Genomic DNA, 24,823 nt, shown 5'->3' on the forward strand with positions numbered 1-24,823 from the left:
ATCCAGCTATGGTTCTCGTGGTGCGAACGGGGTAATCGTAGTGACCACTAAACGTGGTGTGCCTGGAAAAGTATCCTTAGTTTATGATGGCTATTACGGCGTACAACATGCCTCAGCGCTACCAGCCACGGTTGATGCGCCTACTTATATGCGCATGTATAATGAGGCAAGTTATAATAACAATCCCACCAATGCATTGCCTTTTACTCAGGAGCAGATTGATAACACCCGAAATGGGATGGATCCGGTAGCCAACAACGGAAAAGCCTTCGCCAATACCAACTGGTTGGATATGCTGATCGATGATGCAGCGCCCATTACGAGTAGCTCATTATCGCTCAGTGGAGGAAGTAGTATTGCCCGTTTTGCCCTTACAGGCAATTATACTTATCAGAAAGGCATAATTCCGCTAAGTAATATGAAGCGTTTCAATATCCGTGCAAATACCACCATTTCGCTAAGTGATAAATTTCAGGTTAACCTGGATCTGCTTGCCATCAAAAGAGACACCCAGCAGCCCAATAGAATTAGCGCAACCGGCAATACCGGAAACAGGCTTCTTGAGGATATGTACCGGGTGCCGCCAACCATTATCCCGAGATTCCCTGAAAAGGATGGAAGAACGTTCTATGGCCAATATGTTGATATCGTAAATCCACTGGCCTATGCCGAAGTGGGCGGTAAACGGGCTGCAGAGTTTGGGCAAACCAGTATTAACCTTCAGCCCAAATGGGAGATGTTCAGAAACTTTAACCTGAAAGGACAGTTTAGCTTCCGCCTGAACAGTGATGTAACACGCGATACCAGAGAGAATTTTAATCACTTCGATTATTTTACCGGCAACCTGCTGCGTACGTGGGCTTTGCAGCGGGCTACCACTATGGCAAGGACTACTTACTATTATGCTGGTTTAACAGCAGATTACACACTTGACTGGGGCGATCATAGGTTATTTGCACTCGGTGGCTATTCGCAGGAAGAAACCAATAGCGGGGCGTGGGAGGTATTCTCCATCATGTCGGGTTATGCAAAATTAAATTATTCTTACAAAGATAAGTATTTGCTGGAGGGAACAATCCGTACCGATGGCTCTTCCCGGTTTGGTCCCGGAAATAAGTTTGGTGTATTCCCTTCTGTTGCACTTGGCTGGAACCTCCACAATGAGAACTTCCTTAAAGAAAGTAGCTTGATCAATAATTTCAAGATCCGGGCCTCATACGGTAAGCTTGGTAACGATAATATAGGTTTGTACCGTTACCAAACGCTGATCAATAATTCGAGCGGAGTAGAAACAACCTATGGTAATCCGGATATTACCTGGGAATCCGTAAACATGCTTGATCTTGGTTTGGATGTAGGACTTTTTAAGAACAATAAACTCGAATTGACCTTCGATTATTATGATAAACTCACTAAAGATATCATCCTTAACCCAACCCTTCCGCTGGTTGGCGGTTTCGAGTCTGATGTTCCTGTAAATGCAGGGGAGGTAAGGAACAGTGGTTGGGAGTTATCAATGAACTACAACGACAGGCTTGGGCAGGACATTAATATTTCGTTCAGACCAGGACTATCTTATAATAAAAACGAAGTTCGCAAGCTTCAGGGTGGCGATATCATTACCACCACAACAATATCAAGAGTGGGTGGGCCTATTAATGGAATTTTTGGCTACCGTACTAACGGCTTGTTGCAGGCTAGTGATTTCGACGCCACTGGAAAACCTTTAATACCGGTTCTGCCTAATTCAAAACCAGGTGATATCCGATACCTGGATATCGACGGAGATAAGGTAATCGGTTTGGGTGATCAAGGGCTTATTGGTAACCCCGTACCCGAACTTACCTATTTTGCCAATTTCCGTATCGCCTACAAAAATTTCGATCTGGAAGCACTTGTACAAGGAACAGGAAAATCAGATGCAGTATTGTATGGTATGTTTGCCTATCCATTCGACTTTAGTGCTGATGGCGGGGTTCCAACAACTTATTATGCTGATAATTACTGGACACCACAGCATACGGATGCCCGTTTCCCGAGGCTGAACATCGCACCGGCCAACAACAAGGTATCTTCTGATTTCTGGTTCCAGAACGGTTCTTACCTAAGGGTGAAATACCTTCAGCTTGGTTATAGTTTTCAGGCTCCGCTGGTAAAAAAGCTAGGCGTAAATTCTATAAGGGCTTATTTCAATGCCCAGAACCCTTTCACCTTCACTTCTGTTAAGATTACAGATCCCGAAAGCAGGGGGTACCAATGGACCTATGGACTGGTAAAACTTTATACTATTGGACTTAGCATTAAATTCTAACTTTTAAAGGACATGAAAAAGATATATTATTTATTCTTCTCTCTTCTGCTGATCATTTTCAGTGGATGCGAAAAATTCCTTACGCACGATAATCCGACAGATGTAGATGATGAAACCTGGTGGAATACCGAAGCAAACATTACTGCAGCATTGAACTCGATATATGCCGGAATTCCCGACGGATCATCTGGCAGGCAATTGATGTTTTTAGATGCACTAAGCGATAACGCTGTAGCCAGACAGAGCCTTCGTGGTGATTATGAATCTTATGTAAAAGGTCTTCAAGGTGCCAATTGGGGTGTGGGAACAGGAATCTGGGATGACGATTACCGTGATATCAGAAGAGCAAACCGCTTTTTGGAAAATATTGATAGGGCTTATATGCCCGTTGAAAAACTAAAAAATCAATATCTGGCAGAAGCCAGGGCATTAAGAGCTTATTACCATATGGAGCTATCGATGTTTTTTGGCGGAATTACCATCATGAAACAATCGGTAACCCCTGCAGGAAGTTATCTTCCGAGGAGTACTGCCAAAGAAGTATACGACTTTGTGGTTTCTGAACTTACCGAATGCGCAAATAGCGGTGCTCTTCCTAATAAATATATAGATAACGTGGATCTTAAACGTATGTCGGCTGCCACTTGTTGGGGCTTGATATCTAAATTTGCATTATATAACAAGGACTATGAACGTGCGAAAAATGCTGCCAAAAAGATTATCGATATGGGAGATTACAGCTTGCGTAAAAGTACCACGATAAAAACCAGTTATGCAGACCTGTTCCTTTATACTGGCGAAATTAACAACGAACGCATCTTTTTTAGGGAAATTACAAGTGCAGGTAACCAATGGAATACCTTTGCACCACAGGGCACTGGTGGTAAAACAGTGGTATCACCTACTGCATCAATGGTTAACGCCTATGAAACTAAACAAGGAAAAACTTTGGCAGAGCTTGGTCCCGATTCATTAGCCATATACACCAAAGAGCCAAACTATAAAAACAATCGCGACCCTAGACTTATCGCTTCTGTTATCCTGCCTGGTAGTACTTACACTGGTGTGGTGCTGAAACCTTTTGAAGCTGGTCTCGATAAATTGGGAGATCAGAACTCTACCGCAACAGGCTATTGGATAAATAAATATCTCGATCCGAAGGATAAGACGGGCACTAGAACTTTGGATTATATGATTATGCGTTACGCTGAAGTATTGTTAAACTATGTGGAGTGTCTGGTAGAACTTAATGATTATAGTAACCCCGATGTAGTTAAATACCTCAATGAGATCAGGAATAGGGCGGGTATGCCTAATGTTAACACGGCGGTATACAATACCCAGGAAAAACTCCGGGAGTTGGTACGGAGAGAGCGGCGGGTAGAACTGGCTTTTGAAGGGGTGCGTTATTATGATATCCGCAGATGGGAAATATTCGAACAGGTAATGAACGGTCAGGTTTACGGTGCTATAGATCCTGTAACCAATCAACCCGTAAATGTAGAGGTTAGGTCTGCAAAGGCCAACCGGGATATGGTATGGCCGATTCCGCAAAAGGAATTGCTGGCTAATCCTCAGATGACCCAGAACCCTAACTATAACTAATAGGCTTTGAATTAAAAAGTGGCTGTATCATAAAGGTAAGATTTTCATCCAAAAGGGTTTAGTTTTTTAGAAAACGTTGGTGTGACGGCTACAGGCTGCGAGGTGTTATCATCTCAACCGCAGTGTTTCAAAGGAACTCCTCTGGAGGAGGGATCTTTAGACTATTCCAAAAAACATTGATATGGAAATTAGCTTTGAGGACTCAAATGATTTCTAATGTAAAGGCTTCTACTATAATGCTAGAAGCCTTTATGTTTAATTCCAATCTTTGCCGCTCATTTGTATGTGAGCATATCGGTTGTAATTATTTAATCATTTCAATTATTTAGTTCTGCTTGGTTACCAAAGTCAAGATCTCCATTAAATTGTTTATTACCGCATCAGGTTTAGCTTCTTCTAATTGTTTTTGTGTATGTGCGCCTGTGGTAATACCAATGCTTAGGCCGCAACCTGCATTTTTGCCTTCTTCAATATCAATACTTGAATCTCCAATCTTAACAACTGATTTACCATCGGTAAGACCATGGTGTCTCATTGCCAATAAAATCATATCAGGTTCAGGCCTATTCTGGCTAACTTCCGAAGCAGTAACGAGTGTATCAAATTCGGTACCTGCCTTCCAGCCCAATCTGCTCAGGATAGCCTCGGCAGTAACCCTGTCATAACCTGTATTAAGTACCGAAATTATTCCTGCTTTGCGAAGTTTTTCAAAAAGTTCAACCGAACCTGGTTGAGGTAAAATTTCCTCAGTTTCATATGCCAGTTTCAGTTTGCCAATAAATTCTTCATATATATCGAAGACCATTGATTCATCAAAAGAACCTTTGTAAGTTTTAAGTACCGATCTGATTGCTTCTTTCTTTTCCTTTCCGGCTGCAACAGCAAGAACCTGATCAAGGGTATAGGAAAAACCAGCGGCATTTATTGCATTCATTAGCGTTTTGTAAACTAGGTTGTTTTCGTTCACTGTAGTGCCAGCCATATCGAATACTACCATTTTAATTTCAGGGTACATTTGCTTTCTATTAAATTAGATAAATTAATTTTTTGAACTTTGGCGTCAAATATACTATCAGTATTTTTACTAAACAAATGTTTAGTAATAGTTAACATTTATGTTAACATTTGTTTACTTTCGCTAAACATTAAAAATCCATTTTTGCATTATTGTTTGGTCATGAGGAAAGGGTGGACCAGAATAGCTAGATGTCAATTAACAGAAAAAAATAAATATGAAAAATGCAACCCTCATTGTTTTCAATGGATCAGGAATGGCTCTTGAGGAGATAGAAATAGCTATTCCTGTACTTAATCCAGGCGAAATCCTTGTGCAAAACCTTTATACCACGATTTGCGGAAGTGATCTGCATACCTTCTGTGGGTTGAGGAGTGAAACTGTACCTACGGTTTTGGGCCACGAAATTGTGGGTGAAGTACTGGCCTTTCATCCAGAACATAACCAAAAAGATTATTTAGGAAATCCACTTGAAATCGGGGATAGGGTAACCTGGAGCATATTTGCTTCCAATGCAGATTCGGTAAGGGCAAAAGGAGGTATGCCTCAAAAGGCTGATGGTCTTTTTAAATATGGGCATGCTAAAGTTACCGAAGCAGATGCGCTTCACGGAGGACTTTCAACCCACTGTGTATTAAAGCATGGTACTGCCGTAATTAAAATCAGTAAAGAAATTCCGCTTAAAGTTGCCGCTACCATAAATTGCGCAGTGGCAACAGTTGCAGGTGCTGTCCGTCTTTCAGGTGGCCTTCAAGGAAAAAAGGTGCTAATCTCTGGCGTCGGCTTGTTGGGTTTAGTATGTGTAGCAATGTGCAGTGCCGATGGAGCAAAAGAAATCCATGTAGCGGATGTAAATGAGGGACGTTTAAAGTTAGCCGAAGCATTCGGAGCTAATGTTCAACATCTTTTAGGCCAGAATGCAGACCTTCCAACTGATATTGATGTGGCTTTCGATATGAGTGGTTCGTCTGATGCAATGGAAATGGGGCTTGCAACACTTACTGTTGGTGGAACAGCAGTTTGGATCGGAGCAGTTTTTAAAACAAGGGAGGTTCAGGTTAATGCAGAGCAAATTGTTCGTAACCTCGTTACCATCAAAGGCCTCCACAATTATAACTACGAAGACTTTGTACAAGCGGTAAAGTTTATAGAAGCCAACTATGCTAAGTTTCCGTTTGAAAAACTTGTTTCAGCAGAGTTTTCTTTGGAAGATACAGAATCAGCCTTTAATTACGCGGTGGCTGATAAGCCCATCAGAGTGGGCATAAACGTCGCCAGAAAAAACAATAATGAAGAGTAATAGCGCGAATAAACAGAAGTGGAAAATGTTATTGGTAACTATGCTGTGTTACCTCTTCTTTTACACGGGCAGGCACAACTTCGGCTGGGCTGTAAAGGGCATGGTTGCTTCGTTAAATATATCCTACAGTACCATTGGCTGGATCAGCTTTTGTATGTTAATCGGCTATGCTATAGGCCAGTTTATTAATGGTAACCTTGCCGATAAATTGAGCCCTAAACTGATGGTGGTAACAGGGGCTTATTTATCAATCATGACCAATATTGCGATAAGTTTTTCAAATACGGCCACCGTGATTATGATACTTTGGGGGCTCAACGGTTTTTTCCAGTCTATGGCTTGGGCACCAGGTGCGAAACTGATCAATAATTGGTGGGACGAGCATGAGCGGGGCAAGGCATTTGGCTTTTATACCATGGCAGCCGGATTATCTTCTGCAGTAACCTACCTTATTTCAATTGTGCTCTTGCAACAGGGAATTGAATGGCGAATGCTGTTCCGCCTACCCGTACTATTGCTATTGGTTACGGCAACCATATTTCTCATTATCGCAAAAGATCGGCCTGATACAGAAGATAATGATAGTCATAAGCCAATGGCCAAAAATAAATCAGATTGGCTCGGCCGTTATAAGGCAGCATTCAGAAATAAAAATTTTTTGCTTACCTCTTTATCTTTCGGTTTTGAGAGTATGGCCCGTTACGGACTGATATTTTGGGTTCCAGTTCATTTTTTAGGTAAAAACTGGAAAGATAACCCTGGCAATATCTGGGTTACATTTCTGTTGCCTGTTGGTATGGCCATTGGGGCATTATGTTTTGGTGTTTTATCTGATACCCTTTTTAAAGGAAACCGCTTAAAAGCCATCGTAGTTGGAATGTCGGCAAGTGCAATCCTCTCACTTCTTATTTTTATTGTGCCTACGCAACAAATCATTCTCAGTAGTATTTTAATGCTTTTAACAGGCTTCTTTGTATACGGACCACAGGCTTGTTACTGGCCTTTAAGTCCAGATATGCTGGGTAGTAGGCTTACAGGTACAGGTATAGGGATCATGAATATGTGCGGTTATCTGTTTGCAGCAATTGGTGAGCCATTTTTGGGCTATGTAATCGATATTACAGGCGATAGCAACAACATTTTTATTGTAACTGCGCTAGCCTGTGTATCGTCTGCTCTAATTGCATTTTTTGTTTCCAGATCTAAGCAAGTTAAAGTGGTATAATGTTTTAAGTTTAAAGGGCACAATAATATGCTGTTGCCCATAAAAACTGAAAGTAATTTATTACTGTCGCAATAATTTAAGATCTTTTTTTAAGAATAATTATGAGTTTGAAAGGGATAAGTAAGACTACAGTGGCCAATTTGATCGGTCTTCTTGATCAGCTTGAAGAACTGGAAAGGATGATCGGAACTGATCCTGATGGATGCGATGAAGTTAAAAAACTTAAACAGGAACTAATCGAAACCTACCAGAAATATGAATTTATGGTGCGCGAGATAACCGAGCAAATTGGTGTTTATCAGGATCTTTATGGTAAGATCAGGTTTAGGTTTGTGCCCGAAAAATTAAAATCTTTAAGGCGGATTATTCCCCAGGATAGTTACGAATTTACGTTGCTCAAAGAAAGTATCCAGAAAAGCCACTTAATTTAAGAGATTAGTGGGGGAGACGTTGATTGTAAAATCAAAAGTATTAAAATTACACAGATCGTCTTGTGTATTCGCCAGTACGATAGGCTGTTCTTAGTTCTAAAATAAATGCGCGAAAAAAAAGAAGGTACGCCTGCCTAACCAAGGTTGGGTTAGCTTGAGAATTAGAATAATTTATATGCGGATCATTAAAAATGATCTCGGCCTTTCTGGATATTGATCATGCGATAATCAGTATGGTTTGTTTTAAATTGTAAAGCTTGATATAAAAATGTTGTTCGTTTCTAAAGTGATGCACTTCTATTTTTTTTATCCGTCCCGAATATGATTCGTATGTAATATAATCACCCTCCCGGAGCGTTTGAAGCTCAGCACGGCTGGTCCATTTTTGTATTCTCATGTTTGTGATAAACTGGCTCCTATAAGAGGACCAACATTAAGGATTGCTGAAAGAGAGCGCTCTTTTTAGCAGGAAGTTTCCATCCCGTTATGTGTCAGAAATAGCTTTTATTTACTCACATAGAACATAAGTTATGCTAGTTTTACGCATACATTAAAATTGTTTGTTTGGTGCCGTAAAAATAGTTATCTAAAAAAAACATTTTTTGTAATTCGGTAAGTCAAATAACCTTATAAAAATAGAAATTGTGCTCAAATGTTTTAAATGAAGCTGATCATTAAAACAATATAATTGCAGGCAAGAATATACTTTTCTACAGCACAGCATAAAAAATTGTAAAGCAAATTGTCCATCAATTGTGAAGTGCAATAAACCGCTAATTCTATAATTTGCATTTGATTAATTGTTGAATATGAAAAATAAAAGTTTGCCGCTTTTATGGGTTGTTTTATTGATTTGTCTTAGTTGCAACCCAAATAAGAATCTGATAGTTGCACATACTATCGGTACAAGTACATCTGAGCAAATAAAGGATGGTGAAAGAATAGATGGCAACCAGTTAATTGATTCACTTTTAACCGATCGGTTTAGTTACAACAAAGCACTGATTAAAGATGGTTTTAATTCAAAAAAACAGCTTCCCAAACCCACAGCAATCATTAACAATACTCCACTCAAAACCATATCATTCAATGGGTTAAATTATTTAGTTAAGGATGGTAAAGTTGTTGACATTAAAGGGCTTAAGCTGTCAGCATCAGCACTATCTATAATAACCGAAAAGTTAGCAAACTTAGATCAGATTCAGCAGTATTGTTGTGAAAAATCAAACCTGGAATACCAACAGGAAAATCGCGATATAAATACCATTAAAACACTGGATCGTCAGTATTTTGCAGCACTGAATACCTTGAAACATGTCACTTCAAGCATAGCAACCGAAGCCAGGAAACGAAATGCGTCTATATTGTTAGAAATGTCGTTAGCCAAAATCAAGTTGCCCGATATCAAGAATCTCGGTATGAAAACTAAGCGTAATTATGTAGCCAAAATTGAATGATATCAGATGAAATGATACAAAAATACTACATCACCCACATATGCTGGTTTGGGTTGATCTTTAATTACAAGTGTAGCTTGAATCGTTACCTTGGTTATTCCCCTCAAATTGCTAATGCAATTTAATTTTGCTTTTAGCTGCACTTCGCTATCCACTAAAACTGCCTGACCAAATTTAAAACGTTCAATACCATAGTTGATTTCCATTTTAATATTGCGCACATCCGCAATCTGCTTCCATAAATATGGAATTAAGGATAAGGTTAAATATCCATGTGCTATTGTTGCCTTAAATGGCCCTTCATTTTTAGCTTTTTCAGGATCGGTGTGGATCCATTGATGATCTAAGGTTGCATCGGCAAATTTATTAATCTGCTCCTGGTCTATGGTATGCCATTGCGAAACACCTAGTTCTTTACCTAGATGCGATTCATACTCTTCGAAATTATTAATCACCAACATATATTCTGTTTATAGGATTAGCACTGTTTACAATTCCTTTAGGTACAACAATCCTTCAGGTATTATAGTTTCATTCAGTCTTTTGTATTCAATGATAATCATAATAACGGTGTATTTGCAGGATATGGTTGAAAATATTCAAAAGATTTTTCTGCCCACTTTGCATTGATTTGTGAACAGCAAGTGCAGGCTGTTTATAATCAGCTAGATAAGTATCGTCGCTGTTTATTCAAAATCGATTAAATTTTTTAAAAAAGAAGTAACCGGAAACGAAAGGTGCTAACCTGACCAATGGAATAACAAATGGCCCTGGAGGAAAGTTGTATGAGGTGGAGAACGTAAGATTGGAGATATAAAATGGATGATGGAATGTCTTCATAAATATTATTCTAATTCGGAAAAAAAACACCCTTCATTCAACATTAAGCGCTTTTGTTTTTTTTGTTTAAATGTTTTGATTTTAAGCTTGTTAAATATTATCTAAATATTTTATTTGATATATTTAAATTAAAATTTAGTTTTGTCTAAAATTATATTTAGACAAACCATTTATATTCATGAAACCCTTCTTACTATACTGCTTCTGTTTTTTTATATCGCTAAATGCCATCGCGCAAAAAGTTATGGTTAAAGGTTTGGTCACCTCCCAAAATGAACCTGTAGAAAATATCACCATTAAAATTTTAGGATCTAATGGATCCACCAAATCAAATGTTTCCGGTACCTATCAATTAAATGGTATTCCATCCGGAAATTACGACCTCATTTTTTCGGGCATAGGTTATCAATCCAAAAGAATTAAAGTAACGCTAAAAGGAGATACGACACTGGTTAACGCTGATCTGTTAAGCTTAGCATCTGATTTAGGCGATGTGGTAATTACAGGGGTTAACCGGGCCACACAGCTGCGTAAAAGCCCTGTACCTATTGCTGTGCTTTCCAAAAAATCAATGGACCAAAATGTAAATACCAACCTGATCGAAGCCATTATAAAGGGCGTTCCGGGCATTACAGCAGTTACCACGGGGCCAAATGTATCTAAACCCTTTATTAGGGGTTTGGGGTATAACCGTGTATTAACTTTGTATGATGGTTTAAGGCAGGAGGGGCAGCAATGGGGCGATGAACATGGTATCGAGGTAGATGAATATGGTATTACCAGAGCCGAAGTTGTAAAGGGGCCGGCCAGTTTAACCTATGGTTCTGATGCCTTAGCAGGTGTAATTAATATGATTCCTTACAGTCCGAATTTTGAAGATGGTAAGTTGAAAGGTGATTTTACCGCAAACTATCAAAGCAATAATGGGATGATCGGTTCGTCGATCGGACTAGCTTACATTAAAAACGATTGGAAATATACGTTTAGGGCGACCGGGAAAACAGCACATAATTACCAAAACAAAATTGACGGATTGGTTTACGGAACAGCGTTTAGAGAATACAATTTATCTGCCAGCGCCAGGGTAGATAAAGCCTGGGGTTTTTCTAAAACAGCTATTACCTATTATGATAATTTGATGGAAATTCCTGATGGTAGCAGAGATTCTTTATCGCGACGATTTACCAGGCAGGTTTTGGATGACGGAGATGATATTAAAAACAGACCTATTGTACCTGAAAGTGATCTGAATACCTACTCCATTAACCCCTTACATCAGCACATTCAACATTACCGGTTTTATAATACCAGTCAGTTTAAATTTGGAACGAGTGATTTAAATTTATTGATTGGCGGACAGCAAAGTGTAAGGAGAGAATATAATCACCCAACATTGTCAAGTCAGGCCGGGCTTTATGTAGTATTAAACACTTTTAATTATGATCTTAAATACAACCTTCCAGATTTTGCAGGTATCGAAAGTACCATCGGGGTAAATGGCATGTACCAGGGGAACAGGAGCAAGGCTGCTACCGATTTTCCCATTCCCGATTATGATCTTTTCGATATCGGTGCTTTTTATTTCGCAAAAAAATCGATGGGTAAAATCGATGTTTCAGGAGGAATCAGGATAGACAGAAGAAATATACACTGGCGTGATTTTTATGTAGGTACCGATGCAAAAACAGGTTTTGGTAAACAGGTGAGTTCAACTGATGCCACTGGAAAATTGCAATTCCCATCTTTTGATAAAAACTATTATGGCTTGTCAGGAAGTTTGGGTTTAACCTATAACATTTCTGAAAAACTGCTTATTAAGGCCAATATTGCCAGGGGATACCGTGCACCAAACATTACAGAAATCGGTTCTAATGGATTAGATCCCGGTGCGCACATTGTGTATTTGGGCAACAGGACCTTTAAACCAGAATTTAACCTTCAGGAAGATATTGGCATTATTGCTTACTTAAAAGATGCTGAAATAAGTATGGAACTGTTTAATAACAATATTCAGAACTACATTTATCAATCGCGCTTAACCGATGCCAACGGAAATCCGGTGGTTATAGTTCCTGGAAACCTAACTTATCAGTATCAGCAGTCGAAAGCAAGATTATATGGTGCAGAAATTTCGGTAAATCTACATCCTTCAGCTATGAAATGGTTAAGTTTTAACAATAGTTTGGCTTATGTGGTTGGCTTGAACCAGAATCAGGAATTATTAAATAAAAATGGTAGGGAAGCTAAATATCTGCCTTTTATTCCGCCATTGCAGGTGAGAACAGAGATCAAGACGACCGCTCAAAAGGCTATAGGTATTTTTGATAAACCTTATATTAAAGTTGATGCTGCTTTTTTCGCTGATCAGGATAAATTCTATGCTTTAGATGATACCGAAACCTTTACTCCAGGTTATACCTTAATCAATGGAGGAATAGGATCAACACTGAAAACTAAAAAAGGAAAGACCTTATGTGATATTTTTCTTCAGGCAGATAATATTTTCAATGTCGCATACCAATCCAATTTGAATAGATTAAAATACTTCGAATATTATAACCCTTCGGCCAATGGCAGATCAGGAATTTACAATATGGGCAGGAACTTAAGTTTTAAAGTTATTATTCCGATTTAAGGCCGGAAAGTGTAAGATGAAATGGTTGACGGATCATAGTTGATAGTTAATGGCTTATGATCAATAAAATATCTGCAGATAGAAATGTGGATAATGGCTACAAACTATTGACCAAAAACCATTGACCATAAGCTTCTAATAGAACTATAGCAAGGTTATATAATCATGTTTTAGGGTTAAATGTTTCGTTTAGGAAATGGGAGGTATTTATATCTTCCATTTTCTTTTTGCCATTAAACCTTTTTTCTATCAACCGTTCCATCTTATGGACTATGGACTATGGACTATGGACTATGGACTATGGACTATGGACTATGGACTATGGACTATGGACTAATAAACTATTTTACCTATTTTTACCCGATATGGAACCCTCTTTAAGCGAACAGCGTTTAGCTTTTTTAAGGCAATCAATTGGCAAGGTAATTACCGATTCGCCCTCTAACTTTATGAACTGGCTGGCCCCTGTTTTAGTTAAAGCAGAGCATGGCATATTGGTGTGCCAGTATACCATCCGTAAAGAAATGACCAATCCTTATCAAATTTTACATGGTGGTGTAACAGCAGGTATTATTGATGATTTAATTGGTGCAACTGTTTTTACGATGGGATTAAACGAACGTTATACCACTATAAATAACTATATCGATTATTTTTCCCCTGCAAGTGAAGGCGACGAAGTTGTTGCAGAAACCTCAATTGTAAAAAGAGGACGCACAATATTAAATCTGCAATGCGAGATATTTTTACCTTCAAAAAAGCGTTTAATAGCTAAAGGCTATTCGAACATGTTAAACATAGGTTAAGCCTTTCCTGCTAGTTTAAGAATTAATTATTAATTCCTTTAAATTAACGAAACATTCTCGTTTATAATTTGTTGTAAATTAACCAAAAATATAATGAGCCATGTTAGAAAATTATTCCACCCTGCAATTCATTGTTAGAGGCAAAATTTTTAAGGGATTTTGCATGCGTATTCAAGATGATTTTCACGAAACTTATGCCGTTGTTTTAGATGGCTATCACTCTTTTTGTATCTGGTTAGATAACAAAACAGAAAAGTGGTGTGCTTCCAAAAACGTAGCGATTGATCCTGATGCTATTGATGAAATCATTAACAGGATATCTATTCCGCAAACGTCTTGCTAATTCTGTGTTTCCTCAGATTTAAGCGGATAGCTGTAGATTAATCTTTTAGTTTTTTGATTACACATCCAATTCTGTGAACTTTGTATCATTGTTCACTCTGTGGTTAAAATCTACGCAAAAAACATATAACTAAGCGCTATGGCTGTACAAACCCCAACTAAATCAGCTAACAGCATCGAACCGATGGCATAACGCGTATTTTTTATTCCTACAGAACCAAAGTAAACCGCTACAACATAAAAAGTCGTATCAGAAGCACCCTGAAAAACACCTGATAATTTACTGGCAAATGAATCTGGTCCGCTAGAGATCATAGTGCTTACCATCATTCCTCGGGCAGCACCACCACTTAAAGGCCTAATTAAAGCTGTTGGCAAAGCATCAACAAATTTGGTATCGGCTCCCAAAAATACAAACACATTTTTAATCCCGCTCATGATCACATCAAAAGTTCCGCTGGTTCTCAGCATGCTTACAGCGACTAAAATTCCAACTAAATAAGGAATAATTTTCAGTGCAGTTTCAAATCCGCCTTTGGCGCCACCAATAAACGCATCAAAAACATCAATTTTTTTATATAGTGCACCCAATACAATCAATAAAAAGATCAATAAAATTATCCCACCGCTTAATAAGCCTGAAAATGATTTTATGCTTTCTGCATTTAACTTGCTTACGTACCAAACCAGTAAACCAACTACTGCCGAGATACTTAATACCCAGGTAATGATAACGGGTTGAAGTAAGTTTATTTTTTGTTTAAAGGATACAATGAGCATGGCGGCCATGGTACCAACAAAAGTTACAATCAAACAAGGGATGAAAATATCGGTTGGGTCTTGTGCATTTTGAGTTGACCTAATGGCAATTACACTAACGGGAATTAAGCATAAACCTGCGGCATGCAAACATAAAAACATAATCTGCGAATTGCTGGCAACATCCTTATTTGGATTAAGTTCCTGCAAACTTTCCATCGCCTTTATACCAAATGGAGTGGCTGCATTATCTAAGCCTAACAGGTTGGCAGAAAAATTCATGATCATGTGGCCCATAGATGGGTGTCCTTTAGGGATTTCGGGAAAGAGTTTTGAAAAGAAAGGACCAATAATTCTGGAAAGTAAACGGATACCACCTGCTTTTTCGGCGATGCTCATTAAACCCATAAATAAAGCTAGTGTTCCAATTAATTTAATACAAAGGTCAACCGCAATCCAGCAGGTTTCGATAATGCCATCTAATTTTAAAGGGTTTAACGGATCTGATGATTTACCGATTACCATCCAGTTAAAAATATCGCTATGTCCGAAAAAGAAACATTTAATACTTGCTACAACAATAGCCACGATAATAAATGCTGACCAAATTCTGCTTAATGCCATTAGGGTTGTTTAGTTTTTTGATGTGAAAATAGCTTTTTTAACCCGAATTTCATAGTAGCCTGTATTCGATTTGTATTTGTTTGTAATGACCAATTTTACCTCTTTTACCTAACTCGATCGTCATGCTGAACTTGTTTCAGCATCGTTCTTGCTGCATAGACCCTGATCCCGAAGATTCGGGACAGGGTGACGACTATAAATTAAAGATATCAATAGGAAATCTTTTAACAGTATATTATTTGAGTATCCAACCCATCAACCAAAAAAGTCCATGACCAATAGATCTACTATCAACCATGGACTTTTTTAACTTTGGACTTCTGACTCTGGACTTCCGACTAACTATGGTTTATCATCTGTTAGTTCAAAACCCCAGGTTTTTCCTTTTTCAGTTGCAGGTACTCCGCTTGTCATCCAGGCTGGAGCCTTTGCACCTTTTAAATAATAATCGAAAAACTGTTGTTCACGGATTTGAATATCCTTACGGTTCTGGCGTTGAACCAGGTTATGCGCTTCACCATTATAGTTCAGCATCCAAACTGGTTTACCTAAACGACGCAGACCGGTAAACATTTCAATACCCTGATACCAAGGCACAGCTCCATCTGCATCATTAGCCATTACTACAACAGGGGTATTTACTTTCGGGAACATAAATAGTGGTGAGTTCTCTATATATAATTCTGGTTTTTCCCAAAGTGTTGCACCGATACGGCTTTGTGTTTTTTCGTATTGGAATTGACGGTTCATACCCGTTTCCCAACGGATGCCACCATAAGCAGAAGTCATGTTAACTACAGGTGCACCGGCCCAAGCGGCAGCATACATGTTATTCTGTGTAATGAGATAAGCTACTTGATAACCACCCCAGCTTTGACCTTGAATACCGATTTTACTGCCATCTACCCAGCTATTTTTCTTCAGGCTTTCTACACCAGAATTGATAAATTCAACTGCCGATTTGCCTGGATGACCAGTTTCATAACTAATATCGGGTGCAAAAACCAGGTATCCATTACTCACGAAATAAGAAATATTTAAACGTGAAGGAGTAGGAGCTGGCGCCTGATAGGTATATAAACCATCCGTCAATTTTTCGTAGAAATAAGCAATCATCGGGTATTTCTTATTTGGATCGAAGTTTTCTGGTTTATAAAGAATACCTTCAGCTTTATAGCCTTTTGGCGTGGTCCACTTAACCAGCTCAGCTGTGCCCCAATTGTAGTTTTTTTGTTGAGGGTTAGTATTGCTTAATTTGGTTTCAGTTTTGAAATCGGTAGTGATATAAACATTTGGCGATTCTACATAATTGGCTTTATCGTAAATGTAAACATCAGCATCTTTAGCTTTTAGCAGATTTGAATATTTAAACTTAGCCATTACTACCAATTCTGGCGCTTTAGCTGAACCTACGTTGGTACGGTAAAACCCGTTTTCTTTAGTTAAATTGTTAAAACCATCTAACCAAACCGTTTCGTTCGCTTTTACAAATTTGCTATCTGCATTCCGTTCAAATCTGTTATCCTGTTGTACTCTCTCATAACGGAAAGTAAGGTTATTGGCCCTTCCAAAACCAGCCGTAATATTTTTAGGCGCCGATTTTCCATCTGGTGAGAACGACCAGATATCATATTTGTCGTAAATTAAAACAGCTTTATCACCTTCAGTCCATGTTGCTAAACCGTAAGGGGAAGGTAAATCCGGTACATCGTTTTCCTCGTCAACAAACTTTTCTGCTAATCCAGCCGTTAATACGGTTACTTTTCCAGTGGTTACACTATAAGTATTCCAGCTACCTGCTTTTCTATCAAAATATAAAACATAGTTTCCGCCAGGAGAAGCCATTGCATAACCGCTTAAATTATCAATGATTTTCTTTTTCTGGCCGTTTTTAGTATCAACCAGATAATAATCTTTTGAGGTAGAACCACTCCACTGTGATTCGATCCTGCGGCCATAGTCTGTAGATGCTAAAACCTGATTTGCATCACCTTCAGCAATCAGATTGGCATCAGGCAATTTTAAATCCGCTAATGGAATTACTTTAGGATCGCTGCTATAAACATCAATCACCGATAAATAGCTTTTTTTACTGTCTCTATCTGCATTTTTAAGCTGCATAGGCTGCAGATAATCGTCTTTGTAATTCCAAACATCAACTTTAGCCACCTCGAAATCTACGATAGTGGTGTCTTTTGGTTTTTTGATAGGGGAGATGCCGAAAAACAATTTCTTGCCATCTTTACTAAAGGTTATTTTACCATCGCCGTTAACCGACCATTTTGCAGGTAGTCCTGGCATATCAAAATCAACCAGTATCTGCGCTGTATCAATTGTTAAAGAGTTGTAATAAATATTGTAATCTTTTATTTCCTGTTTTTCCGGACTTTGCTCGCCCACAAAAGCCACATGCTCGCTTTCCTCATCAAAAGTGAAGTTTTTAAAACTTCCTTTACCTTTAATTAGGCTTTTTAATGTGCCTTTTTCTGTATTTAGCAAGAATACACCTTGTGGAGCCGTTTTGTCCTTTTTAGATCCGCTACAGGCAAAAACCAATTGTTTGCCATCTTTACTGAAATAATAATCGGTAACGAATTTATAGGTTTTATCTGTGCCTGTTAAAAGGTTTTTTACCACTAAATCAGTTCCTTCTTCGGTTTTACCTTTTCCGGCGGGTTCATCATCAGCAAAATCAGTTTCGCCATCTTTTTTCTCAGCAGATTTTACCGTTTTCTTTGCCGTATCTGGCTTTTCAGTTAAATAGGCCAGTACACCTGCACCTTCTTCAGGGAATTTGAAAGATTTTACCCTTGCTACTTTTGTAATGGCACTGGTGGTGAGGTTGGCAATGCCTAACGAATCTTTTGGTAATTCATCTGGCTTTTTCTTTTTAATTTTAGCCTGACGTAAATCTTTATTTAAGGGACGGATGTTAAAAGCAGCGAACTTAGAATCATTACTAAACTGTGAGTTCATCCCTCTTGGTATATTAATTTTCGCATTCGTTTTAATATTGGTAAGGTACAATTGTGCATCACCTTCTTGCCGTAAGATGCTGTACATGGCCCATTGCCCATTATTTGATAATTGCTTTGTTCCTACTGATTCCCAGGTATCATATACCGAATGATCTAAAGGTTTCTTTTGTGCGTAGGCAAAGCTGACAACGAAAAACAGAATAATAGTTAGTCTCTTTTGCATTTTTAAAAGTTAATTAATTTGTTGGTTGAGATTTAATCACCTAAAATTGGAATTTTTTACCTGATTAGGAAACTTGTATGCCAAATATTACAATTAAAAGCATTTAGTTGGGAAGTTACTGGTCGGAGATTAGAGGTTGTGGTGCCCAGTTTTACGCCATACGCTTATCGCTCAGCCCAAAGCAAAAACCCTCGATCGTTTTAAGCAATCGAGGGTTTTCATATCATTAAAGGCTAAACTACTTTTTAGCTTGTTGTTGCTGACGCATATAATCATCTAAACGTTGTTGGAATTTAGATTTTTTCTTTTTCTCATCAGCTGGTCTGGCTTTGTTTTGCTGAATCAAAGCGTGGATTTTATCATCATCAACCATTTTACGGATTAAGAACTGCTGTCCGAAAGTCATTAAGTTGGCCAAGAAATAATAATAGTTTAATCCGGCAGGGTAGCTGTTCAACACACCTAAGAAAATAACTGGCATAATGTAGCCGATGTATTTCATTTGACCTGTAGCTCCAGAAACCTGGTTGTTAAAATAAGTCATAATCAATGTAGAGATGGTCATCAATACACACATTAAACTTAAGTGATCGCCAATGAAAGGGATTTTTACGCCAAATTTGATAAATTCATCATAAGTAGATAAATCTTTCATCCAAAGGAAACTCTCACCACGTAACTCGAATAAGTTCGGGAAGAAGAAGAAGAAGGCCATTACCAAAGGCAACTGTAATACCATTGGCAAGCATCCTCCCAGCGGGTTTACCCCTGCTTTCTTGTATAATTTTAAATATTCCTGTTGAACCAATGTTGGGTTATCTTCACCTACTTTAGCTTTAATTTCGTCCATTTCTGGTTTCAATACCCTCATTTTAGCCATTGATAGGTATGACTTGTAAGTAAGTGGCGATAAAGCAAGTTTTAATAAAATGGTTAATACCAAAATAATTAACCCGTAATTCCAGCCAAAGCTGTTTAAGAAGTTAAATACAGGTAATACGATAAAACGGTTAATGTATTTTAAAGGCCAGTAACCCATATCAACCTGCTGCTCTAAATCATATCCCTGAGCTTTTAAGGCAGAGAATTTATTGGTTCCGAAATAGAATTCCATTTCATAAACCTGGTTGGCTGTATGTGCATAAGGCAATTGCATATTTGCATCATAAAACTTCACCTGGCCTGGAGCTGTTGGGATTTTAACTTCTAAACTTCCTTTATCGAAAGCCTGTTTTGAAATCAATGAAGCTGAGAAAAAGTGCTGTTTGAATGAGAACCATTGGATTTTACCTTTCGATAAATCTTCCTTCTCATCTTTCGAAACACTTAGGTGGTCCACATCACCATCTAAATACTTGTAATAAGGAGCAGAATAACGGTGCTCACTTTCGATCGATTTTTCTTGCTGTAATAAAGTAGTCTGCCAGTTTAAACCAATGCTATTGCCTGCAATTACTTGTTGTAAGCCAACTAAATTGATGTTGAAAGCTACTTTGTTACTTAATGCTTTTAAATCGTATACATATTCTACATATGCGTTGGTGCCATAACTGGCACGCATGGTAACTGTATTTCCGGTTTTTGTTGGTGTAAAGTATAAATCGTTGGTATTAATTACTTTGCCAGCAGCATTCAGGTTTAAACCAAATTTGTTCTGGTTACCATCAAATAAAATCAGTGGTTTACCGGTAAAGGTTTTCTGACCTTTAACTTCAACCGAGGTGATTTTACCGCCTTTATTGCTTAAAGTGATTAATAAATTCTCGTTTTCTAGAACAGTGTTGGCTTCAGTGCCAGTTATTGCGGTACCAAAAGGGCCTTTTAAGGCTAAAGAATCTACAGCCGGGTTAGCAATGGCCGCTGTTTTAGTGGTATCTTTTTGCACTGGTGTAACGCCAGCTTTTTTCAAAGAATCTAAACGCTCTGTTTCTTTGGCTTTTTTCATTTCAGCCTCGTTCGGCTTCAAAAAGTAGAATGATCCTGCCAAAATGATCATAATCAGGAACAGTCCTGTAAAGGTATTTCTATCCATTATTTATGTATGTACTGCTTTTAATTCGTTTTCTTTTTCGCAAACTCCATCGCAGCGGCGACAAATTTAACAAAAAGTGGGTGAGGATTAGCAACTGTTGATTTTAATTCTGGGTGAAACTGTCCGCCAACGAAAAATGGATGATTTTTAAGCTCCACAATTTCAACTAAATTGGTTTGCGGATTCATACCTGACGCAATCATTCCTGCATCTTCATATTGCTTTAAATAAGCATTGTTAAATTCGTAACGGTGACGGTGGCGCTCATTGATGTGCGATTTACCGTAAATAGAAAAAGCTTTTGTTCCTTTTTTAATATCACAAGGATAAGAGCCTAAACGCATCGTTCCACCTTTATTTGTTATTTTTTTCTGCTCTTCCATCATGTTAATTACCGGATTGGCAGCATTTTCTTCAATTTCTGTAGTATGTGCATCTTTCAAACCTAAAACGTTACGTCCAAATTCGATAACAGCACATTGCATGCCCAGGCAGATTCCGAAGAAAGGGATATTATTCTCGCGGACATATTTTATGGCATCAATTTTACCTTCAATGCCGCGGCTACCAAAACCCGGTGCAACTAAAACACCTTGTAAGTGACCTAATTTATCTTTTACATTATCAGGGAAAAGACCTTCAGAGTGGATATATTCTACCTTGACCTTACATTCATTTTTCGAACCCGCGTGTACAAAAGATTCTATAATTGATTTATAAGCATCAGGTAATTCTACATACTTACCGATTAAACCAATTTTAACCTCTGCCGTAGGATTTTTTAAACGGCCCAGGAAATCTTTCCAGCTTTCCATATCAGGGTCGCTTTTGGTCGGTAATTTTAATTTCGATAAAACAGTTTTATCCAATTGTTCTTTTAACATCAACAATGGCACATCATAAATAGTAGATGCATCCATCGATTCGACTACCGCATTGATGTTAACGTTACAAAATAGAGCAATTTTTTTTCTGATCTCAGGACTAATGTGGTGCTCAGTTCTGCAAACCAAAATATCCGGCTGTATTCCGTACTCCAACAAAGCTTTAACTGAGTGTTGTGTCGGCTTGGTTTTTAACTCGCCGGCAGCAGCTAAATAAGGTACCAGGGTTAAGTGGATAACAATAGCATTGGTACTGCCTTCTTCCCATTTAAACTGACGAACAGCCTCAATAAATGGTAACGATTCGATATCACCCACAGTTCCACCAAGTTCTGTAATTACAATATCATATTCACCACTATCACCTAAAATGCGCATGTTGCGTTTAATCTCATCTGTAATGTGAGGTACAACCTGAACTGTTTTGCCCAGATACTCACCTTTACGCTCTTTATTAATTACGTTCTGGTAAATACGGCCGGTAGTAATGTTATTTGCCTGTGATGTTGGAACGTTAAGGAAACGCTCATAATGACCAAGATCCAGATCGGTTTCAGCACCATCTTCAGTTACAAAGCATTCGCCATGTTCGTATGGATTTAAAGTTCCGGGATCGATATTAATGTACGGATCGAATTTTTGAATGGTTACACGGTAGCCACGTGCCTGTAAAAGTTTAGCTAAAGATGCGGAAATGATGCCCTTACCTAAAGAGGAAGTAACACCGCCCGTAACAAAAATATACTTTGTCATGATTGATAATTTGTGGAATTAACCAGGTGTTTTGAGCCTGTTTAATTGTTTTTGTACGGGATACAAAGGTACAAAAAATTATCGCTCGATTAGATACTTGCCAGAATATTTTTTCGTCATATTATATCTCTGATAGTGACTGTTTTAGGTGAGGTGGCCGCTTAAAGTACCAGCGTGTAGAGTTCTTTTTTAATATCTTCTATCTTTCTGGGGTTCTTTTTATCTTCATAACGAGCCAGGCCTAATATCATTCCAGGTAAGCCCGTAAATCCTTCAAAGCCGCTTTTTAATAAAATTTCTATCTGCCTTGGTAGGTTATGGTATCGCCCTTCATACTAATCACCTGTTTTTTGGTCTTAATTACCTTAAAAAGAAGAGGCTGAGTAGAAGTTATGCGTTTAATGAAGGCATTATAGATTGATACGCTTCACCATCAGTGGTAATATTTATTTTGTTGCCGCCAAAATCAGCTTTTTGATCAATACAATCTGCCCAAAATGGTAGTAACTGTGTTCAATCACCCCTTCTATATTCCTTAGGTAAGTGCCATACTTTTCGTTTACAAATACCTGATCTAATTTTTCATCCGGCATTTGCGCTACTTCATCGGCAAAAATTGCCGAATTTGTCAAAAAATCTTCCAGCAGTTTTTTCCAATCTGCTTCTGATTGTATTGGCGCCATGTCGAAACTATATTGATCTTTGATTTCCAAAGGTCCGCCTTTAAATACGTTTAAAATACCAAGCAGATAATAATTGATGTGATAGGTTAAAGCTGCAATTGTATTTAAATCTGCTATCTGATGCGTAGCCTGTTGCCAGGTAATACTTAATAATTGTTCCTTGTAATTGGTATTGGCAATCCAATACCCATTTAGAAAAACCTCCCTTAATCGGTTTGCAATAAATTCAGATCTTTTCATTTCTAAATTTTCTAACTTCTATTTTATCCTTAACAACAGTTATAATAAATCTTTACTTTCTGTTCTTTTTCGCTCCAGGCAATGTAAATGTTGTTCTCTTTCCCTAAACGATACTTAAAGCCGTTTAGTCCCGATTTTTTTAATTCTTCATAAAGTGCTTTGTCCGGGGTATAATTATCGGCTTTATCTTCGGGCATTACTGCTGGCTCTAGAAAATTATCATCACTAAAAAAATCATCAGCAATGGTTTTCAGGAAAATAATCTGGTCTTTTTCTTTTGAAAGATCAACATTTGGATCTGTACTGCCCAATAACTCAGTTCCTTTTATTTTGGTATTGTAAATTTCTTTTCCGTCGGCATTTTTGATCGTAAAATTCAATACCATTTCTTCAGGTTTCCGGCCAGTAAGTTCGATCTTAAAAGTATCCAAACGTTTTAAATCGGAAAAAGATTTGGCAAGGCGCTGGTTAACATTTTTAAACTCAATGGCATTAGCTTCCTTTTTGCCGTTCGAATTACAGGCAAAAAAAATAATAGCTAGCAGGAGCAATGGTATAGATTTTCTTTTCATAAGTGGTAAATCGATCTAAAATAGTAAAAATTTAAATTGAATGATTTACAGATCAAAAATTTGTGATCAAATATTAAATTTCTATATTTGCGTAACTGATTACGTAATTGATTGTTATTATTATGAATTTTTTCGAAGAAACTGGTAAAGTGGCTATAGGTAGTAGGTTAAGAATGTTAACCGATAAGGTGACTGAAGATGCTGCACAGATTTATAAGTTGTATAATATTGATATGCAGCCAAAATGGTTTCCTGTGTTTTATGCTTTGGCACAAGAGAAAGAAAAAACGATTACCGAACTGGCTAAAGATATTGGTCATTCTCATCCATCGGTGAGTAAAATCATTAGCGAAATGCTAAAAAAGGGTTACGTTAAAGAGGGAAAAGATAAAACCGACGGCCGAAGGAATGTGGTGAGCCTTTCTCTGGCAGGGATAGAGATCTCTAAAAAAATTGAAGATCAATTGATTGATGTAAATGCTGCCATTGAAGAGATTTCGGCCCAGTCACAAAATAAACTTTGGGAAGCAATAGGTGAGTGGGAGTTTTTATTGGAGCAAAAAAACTTGCTGAGAAGGGTAATGGAAAAGAAAAAAGAAAGAGATAGCTTAAAAATTGAGATTGTAGATTATCAGCCCAAATACCAGGAAATATTCAGGTCGTTAAATGTAGAGTGGATTTCACAGTATTTTACCATGGAAGAAACTGATTATAAAGCTTTGGATAATCCGCAGGGCTATATTTTAGATAATGGAGGTTTTATACTGGTTGCGCGCTACGAAGGCGAACCCTTAGGCGTTTGTGCACTAGTAAAAATGAATGATGGCGAATATGATTTTGAATTGGCCAAAATGGCGGTATCGCCAAAAGCTCAGGGAAAAAATGTAGGCTTTCTATTGGCAAATGCCATTATTGATAAGGCAAGATCGTTAGGTGCATCTAAAATTTATTTAGAGAGCAATACCATTTTAAAGCCTGCAATAAATCTTTACCATAAACTAGGTTTCCAAAAAGTGGCAGGTAAGCCCACACCGTACACGCGATGTAATATTCAGATGGAACTGTTGATTAGATAGGTTAGGGAGTGTTTAGGGTTTAGGGAGTAGCA

At 38.0% G+C, this 24,823-nt stretch carries 18 protein-coding genes; 10 read left to right on the top strand and 8 right to left on the bottom strand.

Annotated features, from left to right (window positions below; translation table 11 throughout):
* The coding region (locus tag ASU31_RS22595) for a SusC/RagA family TonB-linked outer membrane protein (protein WP_057934527.1) at positions 1-2,311 on the top strand (2,311 nt) is incomplete at its 5' end.
* Between the two features lie 12 nt (positions 2,312-2,323).
* Complete coding sequence (locus tag ASU31_RS22600) at positions 2,324-3,916, top strand: RagB/SusD family nutrient uptake outer membrane protein (RefSeq protein WP_057934528.1); 1,593 nt, start codon at positions 2,324-2,326, stop codon at positions 3,914-3,916.
* A 325-nt stretch (positions 3,917-4,241) separates the two neighbouring features.
* Here ASU31_RS22600 and ASU31_RS22605 read toward each other — a convergent pair whose 3' ends face one another.
* The gene (locus ASU31_RS22605) at positions 4,242-4,931 is read right to left on the bottom strand and encodes a phosphonatase-like hydrolase (RefSeq protein WP_209435042.1); all 690 of its coding nucleotides are present in this window, start codon (positions 4,929-4,931) and stop codon (positions 4,242-4,244) included.
* A gap of 217 nt (positions 4,932-5,148) precedes the next feature.
* Between ASU31_RS22605 and ASU31_RS22610 the strand changes: the two genes are divergently transcribed.
* The 4 genes from ASU31_RS22610 (at position 5,149) to ASU31_RS22630 (ending at position 9,344) form a co-directional block, all read left to right on the top strand.
* The gene (locus ASU31_RS22610) at positions 5,149-6,231 is read left to right on the top strand and encodes a zinc-binding dehydrogenase (protein WP_057934529.1); all 1,083 of its coding nucleotides are present in this window, start codon (positions 5,149-5,151) and stop codon (positions 6,229-6,231) included.
* Positions 6,221-7,456 (top strand): MFS transporter, encoded by a 1,236-nt coding sequence (locus ASU31_RS22615; protein WP_083505491.1) that lies wholly within the window; start codon positions 6,221-6,223, stop codon positions 7,454-7,456. The genes ASU31_RS22610 and ASU31_RS22615 overlap by 11 nt, the downstream gene beginning before the upstream one ends.
* 101 nt (positions 7,457-7,557) lie before the next feature.
* On the top strand, positions 7,558-7,887 hold the full coding sequence (locus tag ASU31_RS22620; protein ID WP_057934530.1) for a hypothetical protein: 330 nt from the start codon (positions 7,558-7,560) through the stop codon (positions 7,885-7,887).
* A gap of 809 nt (positions 7,888-8,696) precedes the next feature.
* A complete protein-coding gene (locus ASU31_RS22630) occupies positions 8,697-9,344 on the top strand; it encodes a hypothetical protein (protein ID WP_057934532.1) in 648 nt (215 codons plus the stop codon).
* Between the two features lie 2 nt (positions 9,345-9,346).
* Here the strand turns inward: ASU31_RS22630 and ASU31_RS22635 are convergent, their stop codons facing one another.
* Positions 9,347-9,805, bottom strand: a complete 459-nt coding sequence (locus ASU31_RS22635; protein WP_029274701.1) for a MaoC family dehydratase — start codon at positions 9,803-9,805, stop codon at positions 9,347-9,349.
* A gap of 557 nt (positions 9,806-10,362) precedes the next feature.
* Between ASU31_RS22635 and ASU31_RS22640 the strand changes: the two genes are divergently transcribed.
* From ASU31_RS22640 to ASU31_RS22650, 3 genes are all read left to right on the top strand, one after another.
* Positions 10,363-12,819, top strand: coding sequence for a TonB-dependent receptor (locus ASU31_RS22640; protein ID WP_057934533.1), 2,457 nt, complete (start codon positions 10,363-10,365; stop codon positions 12,817-12,819).
* Between the two features lie 365 nt (positions 12,820-13,184).
* A complete protein-coding gene (locus tag ASU31_RS22645) occupies positions 13,185-13,625 on the top strand; it encodes a PaaI family thioesterase (RefSeq protein WP_057934534.1) in 441 nt (146 codons plus the stop codon).
* A 100-nt stretch (positions 13,626-13,725) separates the two neighbouring features.
* Entirely contained in the window at positions 13,726-13,968 is a 243-nt protein-coding gene (locus ASU31_RS22650; RefSeq protein ID WP_057934535.1) for a hypothetical protein, read from the top strand.
* Positions 13,969-14,078: 110 nt separating this feature from the next.
* Here ASU31_RS22650 and ASU31_RS22655 read toward each other — a convergent pair whose 3' ends face one another.
* The 6 genes from ASU31_RS22655 to ASU31_RS22680 all read right to left on the bottom strand — a co-directional run bounded on the left by ASU31_RS22655 (position 14,079) and on the right by ASU31_RS22680 (position 23,715).
* Entirely contained in the window at positions 14,079-15,350 is a 1,272-nt protein-coding gene (locus tag ASU31_RS22655; RefSeq protein ID WP_057934536.1) for a nucleoside recognition domain-containing protein, read from the bottom strand.
* Positions 15,351-15,692: 342 nt separating this feature from the next.
* Positions 15,693-18,551 carry a S9 family peptidase gene (locus ASU31_RS22660; RefSeq protein ID WP_057934537.1) on the bottom strand — a complete coding sequence of 953 codons (2,859 nt, stop codon included), beginning with the start codon at positions 18,549-18,551 and terminating at the stop codon, positions 15,693-15,695.
* A 238-nt stretch (positions 18,552-18,789) separates the two neighbouring features.
* On the bottom strand, positions 18,790-20,583 hold the full coding sequence (yidC, locus tag ASU31_RS22665; protein ID WP_057934538.1) for a membrane protein insertase YidC: 1,794 nt from the start codon (positions 20,581-20,583) through the stop codon (positions 18,790-18,792).
* Between the two features lie 20 nt (positions 20,584-20,603).
* Positions 20,604-22,220, bottom strand: coding sequence for a CTP synthase (locus ASU31_RS22670; RefSeq protein ID WP_057934539.1), 1,617 nt, complete (start codon positions 22,218-22,220; stop codon positions 20,604-20,606).
* 446 nt (positions 22,221-22,666) lie between these two features.
* The gene (locus ASU31_RS22675) at positions 22,667-23,143 is read right to left on the bottom strand and encodes a DinB family protein (protein ID WP_057934540.1); all 477 of its coding nucleotides are present in this window, start codon (positions 23,141-23,143) and stop codon (positions 22,667-22,669) included.
* A gap of 29 nt (positions 23,144-23,172) precedes the next feature.
* Complete coding sequence (locus ASU31_RS22680; RefSeq protein ID WP_057934541.1) at positions 23,173-23,715, bottom strand: hypothetical protein; 543 nt, start codon at positions 23,713-23,715, stop codon at positions 23,173-23,175.
* A 122-nt stretch (positions 23,716-23,837) separates the two neighbouring features.
* On the opposite strand from ASU31_RS22680, the gene ASU31_RS22685 reads away from it, so the two are divergent.
* A complete protein-coding gene (locus ASU31_RS22685) occupies positions 23,838-24,791 on the top strand; it encodes a bifunctional helix-turn-helix transcriptional regulator/GNAT family N-acetyltransferase (protein WP_057934542.1) in 954 nt (317 codons plus the stop codon).
* The last annotated feature ends 32 nt before the right edge of the window (positions 24,792-24,823 follow it).

Origin of the sequence: Pedobacter ginsenosidimutans, assembly GCF_001442625.1 — a bacterium.
GTDB lineage: Bacteria > Bacteroidota > Bacteroidia > Sphingobacteriales > Sphingobacteriaceae > Pedobacter > Pedobacter ginsenosidimutans.